The organism is Acinetobacter sp. DL27 (assembly GCF_055810995.1).
Genome location: NZ_CM147947.1, coordinates 1,646,059 through 1,666,596 on the forward strand (window position 1 = coordinate 1,646,059; position 20,538 = coordinate 1,666,596).

Genomic DNA, 20,538 nt, shown 5'->3' on the forward strand with positions numbered 1-20,538 from the left:
TTTTTTATTAAAGTTCTTTACAAGATCAAAAAATAGGCTATAATCCACGCCATATTTTTATTTAGTGTGTAATCATTCACATTGTATGGGGCATTTCATGAAAAAAGTCATTGTTTCGGCGGTTTTAGGTTTTTCTTCTCTTTTTACTTTAGCTCATGCGGCAGGCACTGATTCTACTCAGTTTGAAGTTAAGCTTACAGTAAATGAATCATGTAAGTTTACTGCATTTCAAGACGTGGAGTTTGCTTCTGTTGATCGTTCTACTAAATCTGCAAGCAATGCAAAAGGTCAGTTAAATGTTACTTGTACTTTAAACACACCTTATAAAATTGCTTTAGCAGGTACAGGTGAAATGAGTAACACAAATACCTCTTCAACTAGTAAAGTTCCATATAAATTGTATCAGGACTCTACTCGTACAACTGAGTGGGATGCTGTCAACTTATTATCAAAAACAGGTAATGGTAAAGATCAAGCAATCCCTGTCTATGCTAAATTAGCGGGCAATACTAACGTTGAAGCTGGTACTTATGTGGATACAGTGGTTGCAACTGTAACTTACTAATTGATTAGAGCTATACGAATAGAGTGACGTAGAATATGAACAAATTGAGACAATTCATTTGTACTTCTATCGTTTCACTTTATTCGCTCAGCAGTTTGGCAGCCAGTCTACAAGTTGCTCCAATTTCTGTTGCATTCTCCCCGCAGGAAAAAGCCAAAGAAATATGGCTGACCAATACCAGTGAGCGACCTATTCGGGCACAAACTCGCGTGTTGATCTGGTCGCAAGTTGCAGGTCAGGATCAAGTAAATACTACACGAGACTTGGTTGCTAGCCCATCGATTACAGAAATTAAAGCGGGTGAGCAACAGCTGATCCGAATTATTCGTATTGCGCCACAAAATACAGCGGTAGAACAGACTTATCGCTTATTGATTGATGAACTGCCAAGTTCAGGACAAGCCGATGCACAAACTGGCTTGCAGTTATTATTACAGTATTCTATTCCAGTTTTTATCAAGCCTACTGATAGTATTGCTATGCGCAATGGTTTAACCCTGTTAAATCAAGTGAATTTTCAATATCAGGCTCATCAGTTGATTGTGAAGAACAATGCGAAAAGCCATATTCGGATCAGTGAATTAACCTATATCAATCCAAATGGTGAAAGATTACCGTTAATCAATGGCTTGGTAGGCTATGCGCTTGCTGGTCAGAGCATGCGTTGGGATATTCCCGAGTCTAAAAAAATACTCCCAAATGGCAAGTTTGAAGCCAGAATCAATAGTGATGGTTTAGCACAGCTGCTTCCCATTCAATAAGTATTAATGATAAAAAAGTTCGCTTACTGTGGCCCATTATTTCAAGCATTGCTGTGTACGTATTGTTTATCCAGTACTTTGGTCATTGCCAGCGAAACCGTCAGTTTAGAGGATGATGGTATTGAGCAGCAGGAGCTGTATTTAAGTATTGTGTTGAATCAGGCATCTAGCTCAACTTTTGGGCACTTTATTCAAACACCGCATGATTTACTGATTTCACGAACGACCCTACAAGAACTGCAATTAAAAGTTGGTGTACCTGATGCTCCTCAGCACGCAGGTTTTATCAGTTTGTCTCAAATTTCTGGTTTGAACTACGATTACAATGCCGCTGCGCAAAATATCCATCTGGATGTAGCCGTCTCTCTTTTGCAAAACAATACCGTTGCAGGATTTATTCCGATAGAGGCCGCTAAAGTGAATGCCCAGCAGATTAAGCCAGGTGTGCTTTTCAATTACGATTTTTATGCCCAAGCGACCGAAGATGCTTGGTCTTTAAGTGGTTGGAATGAGCTACGTCTTTTTGGTTTTGGGGCAGGTAGTGTTTTGAGTATTTCTGCCAACCATGCTTATACTAAGTCGAAGATATCGGAAGAACTGAATAGCCAGATTCTAGATACTTATTGGCAAAAGGATTTTGCCAATAGAGCGCTGACATTAACATTAGGCGATAGTCAGTCGCGTGCTCTAGATTGGAGCCGTTCGACACGAATTTCAGGCATTAAACTTGCAAAAAACTATAATTTACAGCCGTACCAAGTGACTTCACCGTTAGCCTCATTTAAAGATTCAGTATTATTGCCGTCAACGGTAGATCTATTAATTAATGGCATTCAGCAAAGCAGCAGTGAAGTGCTTCCGGGGCAGTTTAATATTCAGACTGCACCGTCAATTACAGGTGCAGGAACAGCGCAGCTATTAATTACCGATTTGAATGGGCAGCAACGGGTTGTCAATTTTTCCTTATTCGGTACTTCACAATTATTGCAGCAAGGTTTATCCGACTGGGACGTGAGTCTAGGAGTGAATAAACTGAATTATGCAGTCAAGTCATTTAGTTATGGGCATGATCTTTTAATGAATGCCACTTTCCGGCATGGTCTCAGCAATGACACGACATTGGAAAGCCATACTGAATATTCAAATAATGTGGCTTTAGTAGGATTCGGTATTGTACACCGCTTGCCAAACACTTTAGGGGTGCTGAATGGCTCTTATAGTTATAGCGAATTAAACCAACAGGCAGGGCAGGCTTTTTCAGCAGGTTATGAGTGGAATAACCGCTTGATCAACTTTTCTATGCACCATCAGCAAAGTGACGGTAATTTTGGTGATTTGGCTAGTGGTTTGGGTTATGCCTATATTGATCGCTCTGATCATGTTTTTTTAGGAGTGAATACGCCTCTTGGCCAATTTGGTAGTAGTTATGCAGCGCAGCAATATCAGGGAATTGATAATGAATATTTGATATTCAATTGGTCTTATTATTTTCCTTCGAAAAGCTATTTAACCTTGAATATGACCCGCGATTTAAATGAAAAAAGTAATACTTTTTTTATGTCATTGAATATTCCACTAGATCGTCAGACTAATGCCACCATGAATGCCCAAAAAAATAAAGAGCGCAATAAAGTGTCAGCAAGTGTGCGTAAAACAGCTTTGCAAAATCAAGCGGATTGGGGCTGGCAAAGCAACATCGAATATAGTGATCCAAGCAATTATAGTTTACAGGGACAGTTGCAGCGTGAAACTTCAGTGGGACAATGGGATCTAGGTTTTCAAAATGCTAAGATTAACGATGAGGATTATAATACTGTCATCGGTTCAGCACGTGGCAGTCTAGTGATGATGAACCGCAATCTTTTTGCTATGCGTCAATCATTGAATTCATTTGCAGTAGTGTCTACAGAAGGTGTGGCCGATATTCCTGTGCGGCTGGAAAATCGTCTCGTAGGTAAAACCAATCGCAAGGGCTTGTTGTTAATTGATTCACTGAATTCATATCAACATAATGCGGTTTCTATAGATACACTGGATTTACCACTAGAATATAAAATTGAGTCAACACAAATAGATGCGGTTCCCTATAGTTCCAGTGGCGTATATCTGAATTTTCCAGTGTATAAAATGCGTTCGGTACAATGGGCCGCGGTCGACGAGCAGAATCAACCTTTAAAAATGGGCAGTCGAGTGTGGGTACAGCAAACTACACCTCATTTAGAGAATGTTGAACATACGATTGTTGGGCGGGATGGTATGATTTATTTAGAAAATCCAGCTGCGTCAACAGTTTTTGTCGAGCAAATGGGGCGGGTGTGCCGTATGGACTTGCCTGATTTTTCAGCGCAATATGGTTTTCTAGACTTGGGGAATTTAAAGTGCCAATAATGATGAATATTCACCGTGTGCAACGTTCATGGTTGTTACTGGCGTATTGGATTTTTGCCCTAATGCTGCCTTTTGCTCTAATGGGTGTCAGCGCATCTGCTCAAGCATCTGGTTCATGCTGGCTGTCAGGCCCCGCTTTGAATTTCGGTTCGGTATCGGGTAAAGGAAAAACCAGCTACACCAATTGGCAAGTGACTTGTAACCAATATGGCCATACTAAAACGGTCAATGTCGCTTTGTGCCCTTATGCGACCGTGGGTGGTTTAAGCTTATCTAATAACCGTCGGCAAATGGTTTCTTATGGGGCAACACATTCTTACCTCACTTATGACTTGTTTTATGATCCCGCTTTGACCCAGCGAATTGATACGCAAGCCAATTTATCGACATTAAAATGTACCTATAAAACCTTTACCGTGAATGAAAACGAGAAAGTTTTCGATCTACCTATTTATGGTCATGTTTATGCGGGGCAAAATGTTCGAGCAGCAAGTTATGACAACAATAACAATACACAAGTAACTTTGCTGTATGCCTTTAGTCAGTATAAGCAGCCAAGTACAGAAGAGGTATTGGCATCTCAGTCAAGTAATCAAAGCAACAGTTTGAGTGTCACGACAAACTATGAAAACAGCTGTAATTTGATTTCTGCATATGATCTGAATTTTGGTCAAATGAATGATTTATCTCAGGCAGTGACCAGTTCGACAGCGGTAGCGTTGTCCTGTCCTTTGAATACGTCTTGGAAAGTGAATTTAGATCAGGGAATGAACTACGATGGTACGACGCGTCGTATGCGTAAAGGTGCGGACTATATTGCCTATGAATTATATCGTGATGCTCAGTACAGCCAGCTTTGGAACAATAGTGGCACATCACAGGGAATGGGCAACAATGGCACACAAACTATTCCTATTTATGGAAAGGCTGGGCCAAGTGCAACTGCTGTACCAGCAGGAGAATATCAGGATACCATTACTGTGACTCTAACCTATTAATAGGTAATCACAGCAGTTACTTTGTCGGTATATTGACCTGCAGGAACATTGGTATTTGCTTGGTTAACTTGTCCCCAAACGGGAATTTTTTGTGTGTTTCCAGTGCCCGTATTGCTGTATGCATTTTGAGTATCTGCACCCCAGGGCGTTGTACGATTGGCATCCTGATAGAGGGTGTAAGGGATTTTAGTGTTATTTAAAGCGACATTCGTCATTTCGCGTTGGCTTTGTAATGCAATACTATAAGGTGTTCCCTGTGTGCAATTGACTGCTAAATGGCTACTCTGATTGGATCCTGTTGAGGCACGATTAATGCTTCCAAAATCAAGATCTGAACTGTTTGCGGTCGTAATATTACAGGTTTCTTTAATGATAATGCTCACATTAAGCTGAGTCGATTGCTGATTCGCTGCATAAATAAATGCCGATGTACCCGCTAAAATAGAGGTAAAGAGAACAAAAAATCGTATTTTCATACCTTATCTTTTTTACTTAATTTATCATTAACAATAGGGTACTAATTTTTTATCAAAAAGTATACAGTGGTGTTTCAAAAAGTATGCTAACCATAATTTATATCTTATAAAGCATTAAAAATTTAGTCAATTTAATTTACTTCTTTTCAATTTCTCTATTAACAGAATTAACTAGGTGTTTAGTCCCAGATTTTAATGGTGCAATATTCTCAGATAAATGGAAGGAAGCACTATGGGACAAGTTCTACACAGCAGCGCCACAACGACACAGGCAGTGCGTCGAGCAATACAAAATAGTCAAGAGAGCTTAAGAACACTAGCCAAGCGTTACGGCATCAATCAAAAGACCGTCGCAAAATGGAAGAAACGTACTTCAGTAGATGATCTTACAACCGGGCCAAAGAATCCTTGCTCAAGCGTGTTATCGCCTGAAGATTAGGCGGCAATTGTTGCTTTTCGACGCACTTTGTTGCCACTAGACGATTGTCTTTATGCATTGCAGCCGAGTATTCCTTATCTGACACGCTCGTCGTTACACCGCTGCTTGCAGCGGCATCGTATTTCAAGACTGCCTGAGGTACAAGGTGATCGCCCTGTCAGGAAGCGCTTCAAGAGCTACCCCATTGGTTACTTTCATATCGACATCGCTGAGATGCAAACAGCACAGGGTAAGCTTTATCTCTTCGTTGCCATTGATCGCACTTCCAAGTTCGCGTTCACAGAATTGCATACTAAAGCCAGTAAGATGGCAGCCGCGGAGTTCCTGCGCAATCTGGTTAAGGCTGTGCCCTATAGAATCCATACGGTGCTGACAGATAACGGCATCCAGTTTACGAACCGCACCTGTGATCGCTACGCCTCTGAGCACATCTTTGATCGGGTTTGTACTGAATGTGGCATTGAACATCGTCTTACCAAGGTCAAGCATCCATGGACCAATGGACAGGTCGAGCGGATGAACCGAACGATTAAAGAAGCTACTGTCAAACGGTTCCATTACGACGATCAAACTCAGCTATGTATTCACCTTGCTGATTTTATTGCTGCATACAACTTCGGCCGCAGACTCAAAACACTCAGTGGCCTGACTCCCTACGAGTTCATCTGCAAACAGTGGACAGATGAACCTGAATTTTTTAAGATTGATCCGATCCATCAAATGCCGGGACTAAACACCTAGATAGTTTTACAAACAATTTACCTAAAAAACCATATTGCTCCAATGACCTTGGACAAGGACTTTTAATACGTCCCAAAGAAATAGATGTTAATTTCAAATATCTACAAGCCAATAGCCCATATTATCAACATTACTTAATTTTCGATTTAGATTACGAAGCAGCGATGGCTGAAATTATATATTCCAAAGTTTGAATTCCTCTGCCAAATCTTCTCGTTGAAAATCCTGAGAATGGTAAAGCTCATTTACTATTTCAATTAGAAACGCCTATCTATAAAACTGATGCAAGTCGGCCAAAACCGATTATCTACGCTAATGCGATTATTAAGCGCTTAGAGGAACTTTTTGATGCTGACGTAGGATACTCTGGCTTAATCACTAAGAATCCGTTCTCGAGCGAATGGCGTGTATATGTATATACGTTGCGTTCAAGACCATACTCCTTAAATGAACTTGCACTCAACTTAGATCTAAGCTGGAAAGAAGTAAATCAGCCAATTGCAAAAGATGAAGCAACAGGCTTAGGTCGCAATTGTTATATATTTCATACAGCACGACATTGGGCTTATGTTGAAATCAGAAAGTTCAGAGGGAGTACCTATAACGCATGGTTTGATCTTACAACTTAGTGGTAGACTCCTCCCAAAGGCAAACATGGTCGAAATTAAACTTATTCGAACAAATCCATCCAATGTTGTTTAATGATCAAATCCTTATTTCATCTAATGTAGACCAAAAAAGTAAAATCAAATTTTCCCATATTATTAACTTATTGTTCCTTAAATGTCTCATTCAAAGCCTGTTGAACTGCATCCACACGTGTTTTACAGGCTTTGTATGCAACCATAGACTCTTCAACGATTTTCATTAAATTGTCGATGTCTGGTTCTTCCTGCGACTCCAATAGCTCCGCATTCTTTTTAAGGACTTCATAGCCTTCCTTGAAAGAGAGTTCTTTTTTAATCATTACTAATTACCTTCGTTACATTTGCTTGAATGGTGCCATCCTGTAATTCTACTTGGACTTTATCACCTGAAATCTGTTGAATAGAGCGAATAGCTTTTCCTTCATTACGAACAATTCCGTAGCCTTTAGCCATCACGTTTCTTGGATTCTGAATTAAGGTTTCACGCAGCAGTGATTCGACTTGATTCGTTGCCAGTTTGATCTGTTGCTGGGCTAAGTAATGTAGGGTGCTTCTCATCAAATCTACGCTCTTATTTGCTTCATTGATTTGCCCATGCGCAAGCGTCTTAATCATCCTCATGTATTGATCATTTTGGCTTTGGTACGCTGTGATTTGATGTTGGGATAATAGCTTAATGGTTTGGAATGAATCTAAGACATCCTGAGTCCGATCAGCAATTAGATTACGAATCCCACCAATTACCTTACTAGGTGTGTCAAATGAACGGTTTGCAACTTCATCTAGTATCGTACGATCTTTTTCGTGACCAATACCGACCCAAATTGGAACAGTTCGTTTGGCCAACAATGCTGCCAGTTCATAATCATTTAAATAGGCAAGGTCGTTTACAGCACCACCGCCGCGGATAATCACAATGAGATCAGGTGGTGTATTGAAATCGGTAGCCCATTGTCTGAGGCCATTACTGAGAGAGGTGATAATGCTTTGCGCAGCTGTGTTCCCTTGGAATGTTGCTGAGTAGTACTTGAAATGACATACACCAGATTTTTCTAAAGCATCAGCATCTTTTTTGAAGTCACCTAGACCTGCAGCATTTTCAGGAGCAATTACCAGGACATTCTGAATATCAAAAGGGGTAGGGATGAGCTTGTTCTTGTTTAAAAGGCCTTCAGAGGTAAGTCTTTCTAAAATTTGTTGATAGCGCCGTGCAATGTCTCCAAGCGTATAGCTTGAATCAATATCTTCAACATTCACTGAAAAGCCATACTGAGGATCAAACTTGGCCCTGACTTTTACCAAGACATTTAAATCCTTTGAAAGCTCTACACCGCTTTCTCTTTCAAACTTAAGCACCATTTTCTGAGCTATAAATTTCCAGATGGTGCCTTTACAACTCGCTATAACTTTGTCGGTACTTTCATCCTTTTCAGCTAACTCAAGATAGTAATGTCCGCCCTTAATATTTAGATTACGGATCTCAGCTTTCACCCATACAGGCTCATTGAAAGTAATTTGAATTACTTCCTGTACTGTGGATAGATAATCACTAAGAGAAAACTGAGGTTCAGACATTAGGTCAATTATTTTAAGTGCTTAGATGAATAGTATTAAAGCAAAGCTATAAGTGCAAATTGAGAATATGCTCACTTGACCTTGATCAAGGTATATGGCATATTTCTTCTATAGTGGACGTACATATGGAAATTCACTTAATTACCGTAAAAAGCTCATCATTTGATGGGCTTTTTTTGTTACTAGATAATTTGATATAAAAAATGTGAATGAGATCTCAATATAAACCAAGTATATTATTTGGTATTAAGTTCTCCATGGTAGTTAATATCAGTTTATACCTGCACCTTCCCCAAGTTGCAGGTTTTTTTTCTTCATTTTTTATTCGATTAATGATTTAATTATTTTGTTGTAAATAAAAACAACGATTCCTTGTTTCGGCGCAAAAGACCAAGGGGAAAGCCTTACAGAAATGTAGGGCTTTTTTAATAGACTTCCGTCATAAATCGGCTTTGTTGCACAAAGATTTAAAAATTAAGATTTCCCATATCTACTCAAATTTAAGTGGCAACTTGGGTGTGAGGTCGGCCTAACTCTGTGAATTTATTTAATACTGCTACACGTGCATGCATCTCATTGACTTGGCTTTGAAAGTTTCTCGAACTGAGTTTATCCCCCAATAATTTGATGCAATGCATCTTAGTTTCGACCAAACTTCGCCGATGATAGCCTGACCATTTTTTCCATAGTGTCCTGCCTAAACGTTTAACTGTTCGAAGTAATTCATTTCGCTCTAGCGAGCTGATCTTTGTATCTTTCCAAGGTTTCGCATTTTTTCTTGGCGGAATCACCGCATGCGCTTGCCGATCTGCAATGACCTGACGGCATTGCTTGGTGTCATAAGCTCCATCGGTATAAACAGAGTCAATCTGATCATCTTGTGGAATCTGATCGAGTAAATCACCAAGCACTTGTGAATCACTCACATTATTTGTAGTGAGTTGAATAGCGCGTATTTGAAGGGTTTCAGCATCTATACCAATATGAAGTTTACGCCATTGGCGACGATATTCAGGTTGGTGTTTCTTACGCTTCCATTCACCTTCGCCTAGAAACTTTAAGCCAGTAGAATCGACGAGTAGCTGGAGACCATTACTGCTTTTTTGATAGTTAATTGCAATATCAATATGCTTTTGTCTTCTGCAGATGGTGGAATAGTCTGGTGCTGTCCAATCTAATCTACAAAGATGAATGAGACTTTGCACAAAGCCAGTGACCATGCGTAAAGACAATCGAAATAGGGATTTGATCATCAGACAGCATTGGATGGCTGTATCTGAATAAGTTTGATTTCGACCATGTTTACCTTTGGGTTGAGCGTACCATTGAGTCTTGGGATCGAACCAAATTGAGAGATTTCCTCGATTTATTAATGCACTGTTATAAGAAGACCAATTGGTTGTACGATAGATTTTAGGTGTGGGCTTATTCATTTGCGAATTATATTGCCGAATAAGACTTTATCGGTAGGTTTGTGCAACAAAGCCATTTCAAAGTATTTGAAGAAAAAATAAAGCAGTCATCCCAATATACAGTATTTCCGAAAGTTCTATATTTTAATAGGGAATATGTTTTTGTGGGCATTAGAATACGAAAGTATTGTTCATGTGATTATGTTGAAAGCTGTAACACTGAAGATATTTTAAATAATACAGTGAAATATATTAGTGACATTCAGGTATATGAGGGTAAAGAGCTACTTGGGTCTGTAAAACAAAAAGACACTAAAGAGGGGAGCTAAGCTCCCACCAAATTTCGAATATCAGTTAAACGCTATTTCCAGTCATAACTGGTTTTAAATCACTGTGATTGCATAAAGTCCCGTTATTTTTAAGTGTAAATAGTTGAATATTATTAATACTTTATAAATTAGCAGATTTCACTTTATCTGGTAAAGCTCGCCAAACAAAGATAGAGAGAATTAAAAACATCACGCCGGAAAATCGGTCATTGCTAAACCAAAGAAACTTACAGCACACATCAACATGCCCACTGTCGCTACAGGACGTAAACCATAATGATTCATCAGAACACTGGTGAAAGGCCCACCAATACTGATAGCAATCATAAACGGTAAAATAAAGAGACCCGCTTCAAGCGGTGTATAGCCATACACAAACTGTAATTCTTGAGAAAGCAATAATTCAAAACCTACCAGTGCAATCATGGCAACCATTGCCATCACAATACTGGTTGAGATGACTGGATTCTTAAATAAGCTAAAGTCAATCATCGGTTGAACTGCACGGAGTTGATGCCGAACAAAGCCTACCAATAAGCATAATCCAACAGCAAAAACCAACACCATCCAAAAACTAAAAGCGTAGATCGAGGTTTTAATCGAATAGATCAGCATTAAAATTGCGATCACTAAGATTAGTGCTTGTAACAGGTTCAAAGGCTGTTTGGTTTGTACTGTTTGTTTTGGGACCAGCCATATAGTCAATATAAGTACGAGAATAATAATAGGAACATTAATGAGGAATACCGTACCCCATGAAAAGTGTTCCAATATAAAGCCACCTAAAAGCGGACCAAAAGCAGCACCACCGCCGCCAACGGTTCCCCAAACTCCTAAAGCATAATTTCGCTGTTTTTCATCTAAGAAGGTGTTTCGAACACCAGCCAAAGTTGCTGGTAAAATCATGGCTGCCCCGACACCTAAAAAGGCTCTGGCTGCAATCAACATATAAGCTGAATTTGCACAGGCCGCCATCAATGAAGCCACACCAAAAATACTTGCACCAATTAACATCAGGCGTTTAAAGCCAATGCGATCTCCCAACGCGCCCATTGGCAGAATTAGACCAGCCATAATCAGCGAATAAATATCGATGACCCATAACATTTCATTGGCTGACAAAGAGAGTGTTGAACTCAATGTCGGGATCGCAACGTGGAGTACTGTTGCATCAATTGAAACAGGTAAATAAATGAGTACGATGATTGCCAAAATCACCCATTTGCGGGACATAAAACACCTAAATTAAAGTTGGACACTTGTTCAAGTCCGCTTATTATATCCACACTTGAACAAGTGTCCAACTTTGTTTAATATCTGTTTTGTAAACTCTGTTGAATACTAATCCAATGAACTATTTAAACCGTGAACAGCGTCGTACGATGATTTTAGATGCAGCAAAATGCGTAGCACTACTAGAAGGTCTTAATGGTTTAACTGTGCGTAGGATTGCCGCTGAAGCCCAAGTTTCGACTGGACAAGTGCATCATCATTTTCAATCAAGCTCACACTTAAAAGCTGAAGTATTTATTGAGTTGATGAATCAGCTCGATCAAGTAGAAGATCAAATCACAACCAATAGTAGTCTTGACCGCCTATTTTTATTGCTGGGTATTGAGAATATTGAACAAACACAACCTTATTTACGTTTATGGAATGAGGCTGAGATACTAATTGATCAAGATCTGGAAATTAAAAAAGCTTATAACGTGACAATGGAACAATGGCATAACTCTTTAGTGGCCACCATTGAGCAGGGGATTACTCAGCAAGAATTTAAAGTTTCGACAGCAAGTTCTAGTCAAGATATTGCATGGCGGCTGATAGCTTTTGTTTGTGGCTTAGAAGGGATCTATCAACTCGGCTTAAAGGGCTTAGATCAGCATTCCTTTAAGCACCATGTTGAAATGGTACTTAAAATGGAACTGTTTCAATACCAGTAGGTTCCAGCTCGATGTTTCATTGTTTAAAACATTCGGTCTTCGTATACCATGAGCTTTTGTTTAATCCACATTAGTCCAACACGTGGGAGAATCTGCACCTCGTGCATTGTCGAGAATCATACCTGTAAAATCATCTCATTCGTATCTCTATTTTTACTATTGAGATCTAAGAATATCTTTAAAATAAAAAGACAGGCGGAGTTTAGTGGTGACTTGCCGTTGCTCAAATTCGGTAAGCTGCTGGATACTTTAAAGTGCAGCATGAGTTAATAAATTTTTTCTACAAAGCATTCATTTCAAATGTAACCATATAAGTATTTAAATAAATAATGGTTATAACAAAAGTAATTGATTTTAAATTATTTATGTGTAAAAGGTCTTAAGCTGGTTGGATAGTCTAGCTACATAGCGATGTCGTAAAATGCTAAGTGAATGTCGTCTTATGTAAAGTGTTGCTCTATTGAGTGTTGTAGTTTTGATGTGTGGTTAATCACTGAATAAAAATATAGCATGGATAGAAAAATGACGTCGAATAAAGCAATACGATTCTATGGATCGGGTGTTCCTGAAGTAATGCGCTACGAAGATATCGAAGTAGGAAAGCCAGCCGCAGGGCAAGTTCTTCTACGTCATGTGGCAGTAGGGCTAAATTATGCTGACACTTATTTCCGTGACGGTACCTACCAAATTCCACTGCCAAATGGCATGGGCGTAGAGGCTTCTGGTGTGATTGAGGCCGTAGGTGAGGGGGTTGCCGACTTTCAAGTGGGCGACCGTGTCACTTATACCGGCTTTTTAAATACCTTGGGTGCTTACAGCACATCACGATTAATTGACGCAAATGTCCTGATCAAACTTCCTGAAGGCATCTCATGTGAAACTGCGGCTGCCATGACCATGCGTGGTTTGACGTCTGCCTATCTCATGCGTCGTATTTATGATTTTAAAAAAGGTGACACGATCTTATTACATGCCGCGGCAGGTGGTGTGGGCTTAATCGTTTCACAGTGGGCGAAGTTGCTGGGTTTAACCGTGATTGGTACAACGTCATCTGACGAAAAAGCGGCGATTGCAAAAGCTTATGGTTGTGACCATGTCATTAACTATAGCCATGAAAATGTAGCTGAGCGTGTGCGCGAATTAACGCATGGCATCGGTGTCAATGTGGTGTTTGATAGTGTGGGCAAAGACACCTTTATATCGTCATTAGATTCGTTAAAGCGTCGCGGTTTAATGGTATGCGTGGGTACGGCATCAGGGCCGATTCCAGATTTCAATCCAGTGTTGCTTGCCATGAAAGGCTCGCTTTATATCACTCGCCCAGCATTGGCCGATTACATTGCTGACCCTGCTGAAAAGCAAGCTTTGGCCAATGAGCTATTTGACCATGTCGCCAGTGGTCGAATCAAAATTGAAATTAATCAACGTTATGAACTTAAAGATGCCGTACAAGCACACCGTGATTTAGAGGCACGTAAAACAACAGGTTCATCTATTTTCGTTATTTAAGTTTGTTATTAGAAAGGATTTCTTATGCAAATTGAACAATTAAGCTGCAATATTGGCGCAGAGCTCAGCGGCATAAATTTGGCAGATGCGATTCACGATCAAGATTTATTTAGTGAAATTCGCTCGAACCTTCTTAAGCATCGAGTGTTGTTTTTTCGAGATCAAGATTTAACTCGAGCTGAACATGTGGCATTTGCAGAGCGTTTTGGGCAGTTGGAAGACCATCCTGCGGTAGGGAGTCATCCAGATCATCCGGGTTTGGTGCAAATTTATAAAAGCCCAGATAGTCCGATCGATCGTTATGAAAATGCGTGGCATAGCGATGCCAGCTGGCGTGAAATTCCCCCAATGGGTTGCGTATTACGTTGTGTCGAAGCGCCACAGGTCGGTGGAGACACCATGTGGACCAATATGATTTTGGCTTATGAAAACTTACCTGAAGAGATCAAAGCTAAAATTGAGGGTTTACGTGCACGTCATAGTATCGAAGCGAGCTTTGGTGCAGCAATGCCAATTGAAAAGCGTTTAGCATTGAAAGCGCAGTTCCCAGATGCCGAACATCCCGTGGTACGTACTCACCCAGAAACAGGTGAAAAAATCCTGTATGTGAATGCATTTACCACTCATTTTACCAATTACCACACCAAAGAGCGCGTTCGTTTTGGGCAAGATGCCAATCCAGGCGCAGCTGATTTACTACGCTACCTCATTTCACAAGCTTCAATTCCAGAATACCAAGTTCGTTGGCGCTGGAAGCCTAACAGCATTGCTATTTGGGATAACCGTAGCACACAGCATTATGCCGTGATGGACTATCCTGCATGCCATCGCAAAATGGAACGTGCAGGCATTATTGGCGACCAGACTTACTAAGTCTGAACATTAAAACATTTAATTAAATTCACAATTTGAACACTATAAAGGGAGATGCACATGCAATTCTTTGACGATTCTTTGCACCCAGAAAATATGGATAAAGTGGTTATTACGGTTGCGCCTTATGGCCCAGAGTGGATGCCAGAAGATTTTCCAGAAGACATCCCTGTCACGATGGACGAGCAAATTCAAAAAGCAGTGGAGTGCTATGAAGCGGGTGCAACTGTACTGCACTTGCATGTACGTGAACTGGATGGCAAAGGCTCAAAGCGTTTGTCTAAGTTCAATGAGCTAATCGCAGGCGTGCGTGAAGCTGTGCCTGATATGATTATTCAGGTCGGTGGTTCAATTTCATTTTCACCTGAAAGCGAAGGTGAAGCTGCGCTTTGGCTCAGTGATGATACCCGTCATATGTTGGCAGAACTGACTCCAAAACCTGATCAGGTGACGGTTGCAGTCAACACCACGCAAATGAATATTATGGAGCTGTTGTACCCAGAGTACTTAAAAGGCACGTCACTTGAGCATCCTGCAATTCAAGAAGCTTATGCAGAAATGACAGTACCCGCAGGACCTGCATGGTTGACTGAACACTTAAAGCGTCTCACTCAAAATGGCATTCAGCCACACTTTCAGCTAACTGGTATGCATGGTCTTGAAACCTTAGAGCGCATGGTGCGTAAAGGCTTATACATGGGGCCGCTGAACCTGACGTGGATTGGTATTGGTGGCGGTTTTGATGGTCCAAATCCATTTAACTTCTTTAACTTTATTCACCGTGTTCCAGACGGCTGCACCTTAACCTCAGAGTCATTACTGAAAAATGTATTGCCGTTCAACACCATGTCGATGGCCATGGGTTTGCATGCACGCGTGGGGAATGAAGATACGATTATTGATCACCGCGGTGAGCGTTTTGGTTCAGTGCAGCAAATTGAACAAACTGTTCGTATTGCCCATGAATTGGGTCGTGAAGTGGCGACTGGCAAAGAAGCGCGTGAGATCTACCGTATTGGTGTGCAGTACAACAGTATTGAAGAAACCTTGCTGGCAAATGGTATGGCGCCGAACCGTAAAGTGGGCCAAAAAGGTGTTCCGCAACGTATTCATGAAGTGACATCTGAGCAAAACTCATATGAAATGAATCGTAAAGTCGGTTAACAAGTCACGATTAAAACAAGTAAATGAACATAAGCCGAGTCAAATGGAATGTTGACTCGGACTGAGTCACAAAGATGATTGTGCTGCGGATCAAGTGCAATTTTTATGAAGAATGAGAATTAGAACGTATAAGAAACACAAGGAGGTCGTATGGGTGCGCATCAATATGCAAGTTCTACAGATGGTTTAGATACATCGATTGACGTACCACGTAAGTATGCGTGGTTGGTTTTTGCTTTAACTTTTGGCTTGCTCATTTCTGACTATATGTCACGCCAAGTGCTCAATGCGGTCTTTCCTTTGATCAAAAGTGAATGGACGCTAAGCGATAGCCAGCTGGGTTTACTCAGTGGCATTGTGGCTTTAATGGTGGGCTTATTAACGTTGCCTTTATCCATTTTGGCAGACCGATTTGGCAAGGTGAAAAGCTTAACTCTCATGGCTGTGCTATGGAGTTTGGCCACTTTAGGCTGCGCCGTTGCGGAAAACTATGAACAAATGTTCATGGCTCGTTTTATGGTGGGCGTGGGTGAAGCAGCGTATGGCAGCGTCGGTATTGCAGTCGTGGTTGCGGTTTTCCCTCGCGATATGCGTGCCACTTTAGCCAGTGCTTTTATGGCGGGTGGCGTGTTCGGGTCATTTCTAGGCATGGCGCTGGGTGGTGTGATGGCCGAGCATTTCGGTTGGCGCTGGGCATTTGCAGGCATGGCTGTATTTGGGCTGATTCTGGCCTTTTTATATCCAGTCATTGTGAAAGAAACAAAAATTGGCAAGACTTGCCGTCAACTTCGCGCAGAACAAAAACACGATAAATCGACCAATCCATTACGTTCTATTTATTCTAGCCGCTCAGTCATTGCGACTTATATTGGCAGTGGTTTGCAGTTGTTTGTGGGTGGAACGGTGATCGTTTGGTTCCCGAGTTATCTCAACCGTTACTACGGTATGAGCACCGATAAAGCTGGGTTAATTGCAGCCCTTATCGTACTCAGTAGTGCAGTTGGCACCATTCTTTGCGGCATGTTGTGTGACCGCCTAGGTCGAGATCGTCCCGTTCGCAAAGTGACTTTAGCCAGCGCATTTTGTTTGATTGGCTGTGTGTTGTTATCCATTGCATTTGCTATGCCTGCGGGTAATGCACAGTTACTCATGATCTGCCTTGGGATGTTTATTGCACTAGGTACCAATGGCCCATCAAGCGCTATGGTCGCAAACCTCACACATAACTCGGTTCATAGTACCGCTTTTGCAACATTAACCTTAGCCAACAATTTCCTCGGTCTAGCTTTGGGGCCTTTAGTGGTCGGCAAAGTTTCAGATCTGATTGGACTACATAGTGCGTTTCAACTGATGCCGCTGATGAGCATTGCAGCTGCGGCGGTATTTTTCTATGCAAAACAACATTATGTACGCGATGTTGCCCGTTTTAATGCGCAGGCAATACCGCTGAATATTCAACACAACCCAGCATTAGATACGGATGATAAGTGATGACTCGTGAAATCAATATTGAAGTTTTTTTTGATTTTATTTGCCCGTGGTGCATGATCGGGAAACGTCAGTTACAGGTCGCAATAGAAAAATTACGATACAGCCATCCCGATGTCATTGTGAAACTTCAGTGGAGGGGCGTGCAGCTTTTGCCACATATCCCTGTAGATGGCCTTCCTTTTAATGCATTTTATTTACAAAGACTGGGCAGTATGACTGCTGTCCGCATGCGCCAAGCACAAGTTCGTGAGGCGGCTAAAGCGGTTTCAATTGATCTCGACTTTGAGCGTATTCCACGTATGCCAAATACAGCCAAAGCACATAGTTTTTATGCAAATGCAAACAAAATATGTGATGCAGCCCAGAGTGATCGACTGCTCGAAGGGCTATATTCAGCCTATTTTCATCATTCAGAAAATATTAGTGACACTGAGGTGTTGCGTAAAATTGCCACTTATTGTGGTTTTTCTGAAGAGCTGATTGATGCACTTTTACAGAAACCGCATATGCCATTTTTTAATGGTGATACGGGCGGGAAAGGCGTGCCGTATTTTGTTTTTGATCGTAGCTTTGCCATGGTCGGTGCCCGTCCTGCGGATGAACTTTATCAAGCCATGCTCGATGCTCTGGTCGAACGGAGAGAAATAGCATGACAACACATTTTGAAGTCCCTCAAACCAAAGTCCCTGCTTTAGGTGAACGCTGCTTCTTGCAAGTTGGTGATAAGACATTGGCTTTGTTTAACGTTGCGCATCAGCTCTATGCCATTGATGACAGTTGCCCACACCAAGGTGCGTCCTTATGTGGCGGCAAGTTAGAAGGAAAAGTCATCCAATGTTGTGCGCACGGGCTGCGTTTTGACTTGGCCAGTGGCTATCTACTCAATTCCACGAAACTCCGTGTTGCATCTTATCCTGTACAGAAGGTTGGTGATCAGGTGTTGATCATGCTAGATAGCGGAGAACAGTATGAATAGTTCAAGCCAATTTAGCCTCAGCTATGCAGACAATATTCGTCAAAAAGTTCAAGCCTTGGCACCTGGTTTTAGTATCAGCTTGGTGGCAGCGGCAGCAGCAAGTTTTTTATCGGAACACTATGGTGCTCCTGTCATGTTGTTTGCCTTATTACTGGGTATGGGGTTGAGTTTTTTGTCGGTTGAAGGCCGTTGTAAAGCAGGCATTGAGTTCACCGCACGAACGGTAATGCGTATCGGCATTGCACTGCTCGGAATGCGGATCACTTTAGCGCAAATCACCGCACTGGGTTGGCAGCCTATTGCACTCGTGATCACCTTAATTATTGTCACGATTTCAGTCTCAATCGTTGTTGCCAAGTTAATAGGCTTTCAAAAACTGTTTGGTATGCTGACGGGTGGTGCAACAGCCATTTGTGGCGCTTCGGCTGCACTGGCTTTATCGGTTGCTTTACCGAACCATCCACAAAAAGAAAAGGCGACATTATTTACGGTGATTGGCGTTTCGGCGCTGTCGACCATTGCCATGATTGTGTATCCGATGATTGCAGAATGGTTGGCCTTGTCACCGACTGAAGCCGGAGTATTCTTGGGCGCAACCATTCATGATGTTGCTCAGGTGGTCGGTGCGGGCTATAGCATGTCGACTGAAACTGGCGATACCGCAACAGTGGTCAAACTGATGCGTGTAGCGATGTTATTGCCTGTGATTATTTGCGCAGCCATGATTACACGTATGCAAGGCGTAGAGTCTAGGGGGCCGCGTCCGCCACTATTACCATGGTTTGCTGTTGGTTTTTTAATTTTAGCCTGTGTAAACAGTACTGGCTGGGTACCTATGGTGGTTCAAGGTGGTATGAATGAGCTATCGCGTTGGTGTTTGATTATTTCCATCAGTGCGTTGGGCATGAAAACACAGTTTAAAGAACTCGCGACAGTGGGTATCAAACCGATCTTATTGATGGTGGGAGAGAGTATTTTCCTTGTGGTTTTGGTACTTTTACTGATGCATTGGATGTTCTAATGACGTTACAACATTGAGCTAAGCGGTATGTTATTTGCCAGTCAGTGATCAACGCACTGACTGGCAAAATGCTATGTATTACACGGACTTTTAAATGATTAAAGCTGATTCATTCAAATAGGATGAATCAGCTTTAATTTGAAGTAGATCTATTTCACGCGCTTATTAATGCGTAGAGCCCTTATGGTCATTTCTCCAAACTAGGGGTGAAACGCCAAACTGACCAATAAACCAACGGGTGAAAGAACTTGGCATGGAATAGCCCAAAATGTCTGAGACTTGCCCCAAAGAATAGTTCATATTTTGCAGATAGCGGAAGACTAAAGCCCGACGCACATCGTTGGTTAAAATACTAAAACTGGTTTGAGATGCTTCTAATCTGCGCTGTAAGGTCCGGACATTGATTCCATGTAGATTTGCCACTTGATCAATCGTGGCACGCCCCATAGGTAAAAGAAGATAAATACTTTTTCGAATATCGAAAATGATAGAGGATTCATTTTCATTTTGCAGCAGATCAATATCAAGATAGCGCTTCGCATGATCTGCCATGGCAGTGTTGGCTTGTGGATTGGCTTTATCTAGCTCTGCTACAGTACAAACAATGCCATTAAATTCGCTACCGAACTCCAAAGCACAACCAAAAACACGCTGATGAATAGCCAAGTTTTGTGGTGCGCTATGGGTGAAATGTACACCCAGAGGACGCCACTTTTGCGAAAGCAACATGGCACAAAAACGATGAGTCACACCCAAAGCCAATTCGATGGCTTGGCGGCTGTATTCGGTTGATGCGCCAACAACTTCCAAATGAATAATCACCGTATTCCCAGCTTCTTCGATATACATCTCAAGCGCATTGTTAATGAAGTTTCTATACATAACAATGGTTTGTAGTGCATCTCGCAAAGTGTGCTGATAACTTAACAGTAGGCTCAATTCACCAAAGTCGGCAATTTGGCGTTGTTCCGCCATAAGCAGTCCGAATACTTCACAGCCGCTTATTTCAGCAGATTGTTCTAACAGCGCGATGGCTTTGTCGACAGGGATACGTTGTTTCGGGTCATTGAGCTGCGCAGGATTAAGCCCTGCATTAGAAAGCAAATAATAAGGATTGAAGTTGAATTGTTGGCTAACATTCAAATAATTTTTGAGCACAGCTGTATGGGCAAGTGGAATCACTTTAAGCTCCCTATTTTTACTTCAGTCGTCCTGACTGAATTTATTTTT

The 20,538-nt window shown here is 41.4% G+C and carries 18 protein-coding genes and 2 pseudogenes; 14 read left to right on the top strand and 6 right to left on the bottom strand.

Features of this window, described 5'->3' with window-relative positions:
* The first annotated feature begins 97 nt into the window (after positions 1-97).
* From AC0KVP_RS08040 to AC0KVP_RS08055, 4 genes are read left to right on the top strand one after another with little or no spacing between them, the layout of a single operon-like run.
* On the top strand, positions 98-565 hold the full coding sequence (locus tag AC0KVP_RS08040) for a Csu type fimbrial protein (RefSeq protein ID WP_234964374.1): 468 nt from the start codon (positions 98-100) through the stop codon (positions 563-565).
* A gap of 35 nt (positions 566-600) precedes the next feature.
* A complete protein-coding gene (locus AC0KVP_RS08045) occupies positions 601-1,326 on the top strand; it encodes a fimbrial biogenesis chaperone (protein WP_473340178.1) in 726 nt (241 codons plus the stop codon).
* Between the two features lie 6 nt (positions 1,327-1,332).
* A complete protein-coding gene (locus AC0KVP_RS08050; RefSeq protein WP_473340180.1) occupies positions 1,333-3,714 on the top strand; it encodes a fimbria/pilus outer membrane usher protein in 2,382 nt (793 codons plus the stop codon).
* Positions 3,714-4,712, top strand: a complete 999-nt coding sequence (locus AC0KVP_RS08055) for a Csu type fimbrial protein (protein ID WP_473340182.1) — start codon at positions 3,714-3,716, stop codon at positions 4,710-4,712. Before AC0KVP_RS08050 ends, AC0KVP_RS08055 begins: the two co-directional genes overlap by 1 nt.
* On the opposite strand, the gene AC0KVP_RS08060 is transcribed toward AC0KVP_RS08055, so the two are convergent.
* The gene (locus AC0KVP_RS08060) at positions 4,709-5,188 is read right to left on the bottom strand and encodes a Csu type fimbrial protein (protein ID WP_473340184.1); all 480 of its coding nucleotides are present in this window, start codon (positions 5,186-5,188) and stop codon (positions 4,709-4,711) included. The two genes, AC0KVP_RS08055 and AC0KVP_RS08060, sit on opposite strands and share 4 nt — an antisense overlap.
* A 232-nt stretch (positions 5,189-5,420) precedes the next feature.
* On the opposite strand from AC0KVP_RS08060, the pseudogene AC0KVP_RS08065 reads away from it, so the two are divergent.
* A pseudogene (locus AC0KVP_RS08065) lies at positions 5,421-6,368 on the top strand (IS481 family transposase).
* 200 nt (positions 6,369-6,568) lie between these two features.
* On the top strand, positions 6,569-6,997 hold the full coding sequence (locus AC0KVP_RS08070; RefSeq protein WP_473340469.1) for a replication initiation protein: 429 nt from the start codon (positions 6,569-6,571) through the stop codon (positions 6,995-6,997).
* A gap of 140 nt (positions 6,998-7,137) precedes the next feature.
* Here the strand turns inward: AC0KVP_RS08070 and xseB are convergent, their stop codons facing one another.
* The 4 genes and pseudogenes from xseB to AC0KVP_RS08090 form a co-directional block, all read right to left on the bottom strand.
* Positions 7,138-7,335, bottom strand: a complete 198-nt coding sequence (gene xseB, locus AC0KVP_RS08075; RefSeq protein ID WP_473340186.1) for an exodeoxyribonuclease VII small subunit — start codon at positions 7,333-7,335, stop codon at positions 7,138-7,140.
* The gene (gene xseA, locus AC0KVP_RS08080; RefSeq protein ID WP_473340188.1) at positions 7,328-8,590 is read right to left on the bottom strand and encodes an exodeoxyribonuclease VII large subunit; all 1,263 of its coding nucleotides are present in this window, start codon (positions 8,588-8,590) and stop codon (positions 7,328-7,330) included. Before xseA ends, xseB begins: the two co-directional genes overlap by 8 nt.
* Before the next feature lie 500 nt (positions 8,591-9,090).
* Positions 9,091-10,023, bottom strand: a complete 933-nt coding sequence (locus AC0KVP_RS08085) for an IS5 family transposase (RefSeq protein ID WP_473336427.1) — start codon at positions 10,021-10,023, stop codon at positions 9,091-9,093.
* A 506-nt stretch (positions 10,024-10,529) separates the two neighbouring features.
* Positions 10,530-11,564 (bottom strand): annotated as a pseudogene (locus AC0KVP_RS08090) (MFS transporter); the annotation flags it as partial.
* 116 nt (positions 11,565-11,680) lie between these two features.
* On the opposite strand from AC0KVP_RS08090, the gene AC0KVP_RS08095 reads away from it, so the two are divergent.
* The 8 genes from AC0KVP_RS08095 (at position 11,681) to AC0KVP_RS08130 (ending at position 19,308) form a co-directional block, all read left to right on the top strand.
* On the top strand, positions 11,681-12,274 hold the full coding sequence (locus AC0KVP_RS08095; RefSeq protein WP_473340190.1) for a TetR family transcriptional regulator: 594 nt from the start codon (positions 11,681-11,683) through the stop codon (positions 12,272-12,274).
* 522 nt (positions 12,275-12,796) lie between these two features.
* Entirely contained in the window at positions 12,797-13,783 is a 987-nt protein-coding gene (locus tag AC0KVP_RS08100; RefSeq protein WP_473340193.1) for a quinone oxidoreductase family protein, read from the top strand.
* A gap of 24 nt (positions 13,784-13,807) precedes the next feature.
* Positions 13,808-14,656, top strand: coding sequence for a TauD/TfdA dioxygenase family protein (locus tag AC0KVP_RS08105; RefSeq protein ID WP_473340197.1), 849 nt, complete (start codon positions 13,808-13,810; stop codon positions 14,654-14,656).
* Positions 14,657-14,716: 60 nt separating this feature from the next.
* Positions 14,717-15,820: a beta-keto acid cleavage family enzyme gene (locus AC0KVP_RS08110; RefSeq protein ID WP_473340200.1), complete on the top strand. Its 1,104-nt coding sequence runs from the start codon at positions 14,717-14,719 to the stop codon at positions 15,818-15,820.
* Between the two features lie 150 nt (positions 15,821-15,970).
* A complete protein-coding gene (locus tag AC0KVP_RS08115; protein ID WP_473340203.1) occupies positions 15,971-17,311 on the top strand; it encodes an MFS transporter in 1,341 nt (446 codons plus the stop codon).
* The gene (locus AC0KVP_RS08120) at positions 17,308-17,964 is read left to right on the top strand and encodes a DsbA family oxidoreductase (RefSeq protein WP_473340206.1); all 657 of its coding nucleotides are present in this window, start codon (positions 17,308-17,310) and stop codon (positions 17,962-17,964) included. The genes AC0KVP_RS08115 and AC0KVP_RS08120 overlap by 4 nt, the downstream gene beginning before the upstream one ends.
* The gene (locus tag AC0KVP_RS08125) at positions 17,961-18,287 is read left to right on the top strand and encodes a Rieske (2Fe-2S) protein (protein WP_087014957.1); all 327 of its coding nucleotides are present in this window, start codon (positions 17,961-17,963) and stop codon (positions 18,285-18,287) included. Before AC0KVP_RS08120 ends, AC0KVP_RS08125 begins: the two co-directional genes overlap by 4 nt.
* Positions 18,280-19,308, top strand: coding sequence for a YeiH family protein (locus AC0KVP_RS08130; RefSeq protein WP_473340208.1), 1,029 nt, complete (start codon positions 18,280-18,282; stop codon positions 19,306-19,308). The genes AC0KVP_RS08125 and AC0KVP_RS08130 overlap by 8 nt, the downstream gene beginning before the upstream one ends.
* Positions 19,309-19,473: 165 nt before the next feature.
* Here the strand turns inward: AC0KVP_RS08130 and AC0KVP_RS08135 are convergent, their stop codons facing one another.
* A complete protein-coding gene (locus tag AC0KVP_RS08135; protein ID WP_473340210.1) occupies positions 19,474-20,490 on the bottom strand; it encodes an AraC family transcriptional regulator in 1,017 nt (338 codons plus the stop codon).
* Positions 20,491-20,538 lie beyond the last annotated feature (48 nt).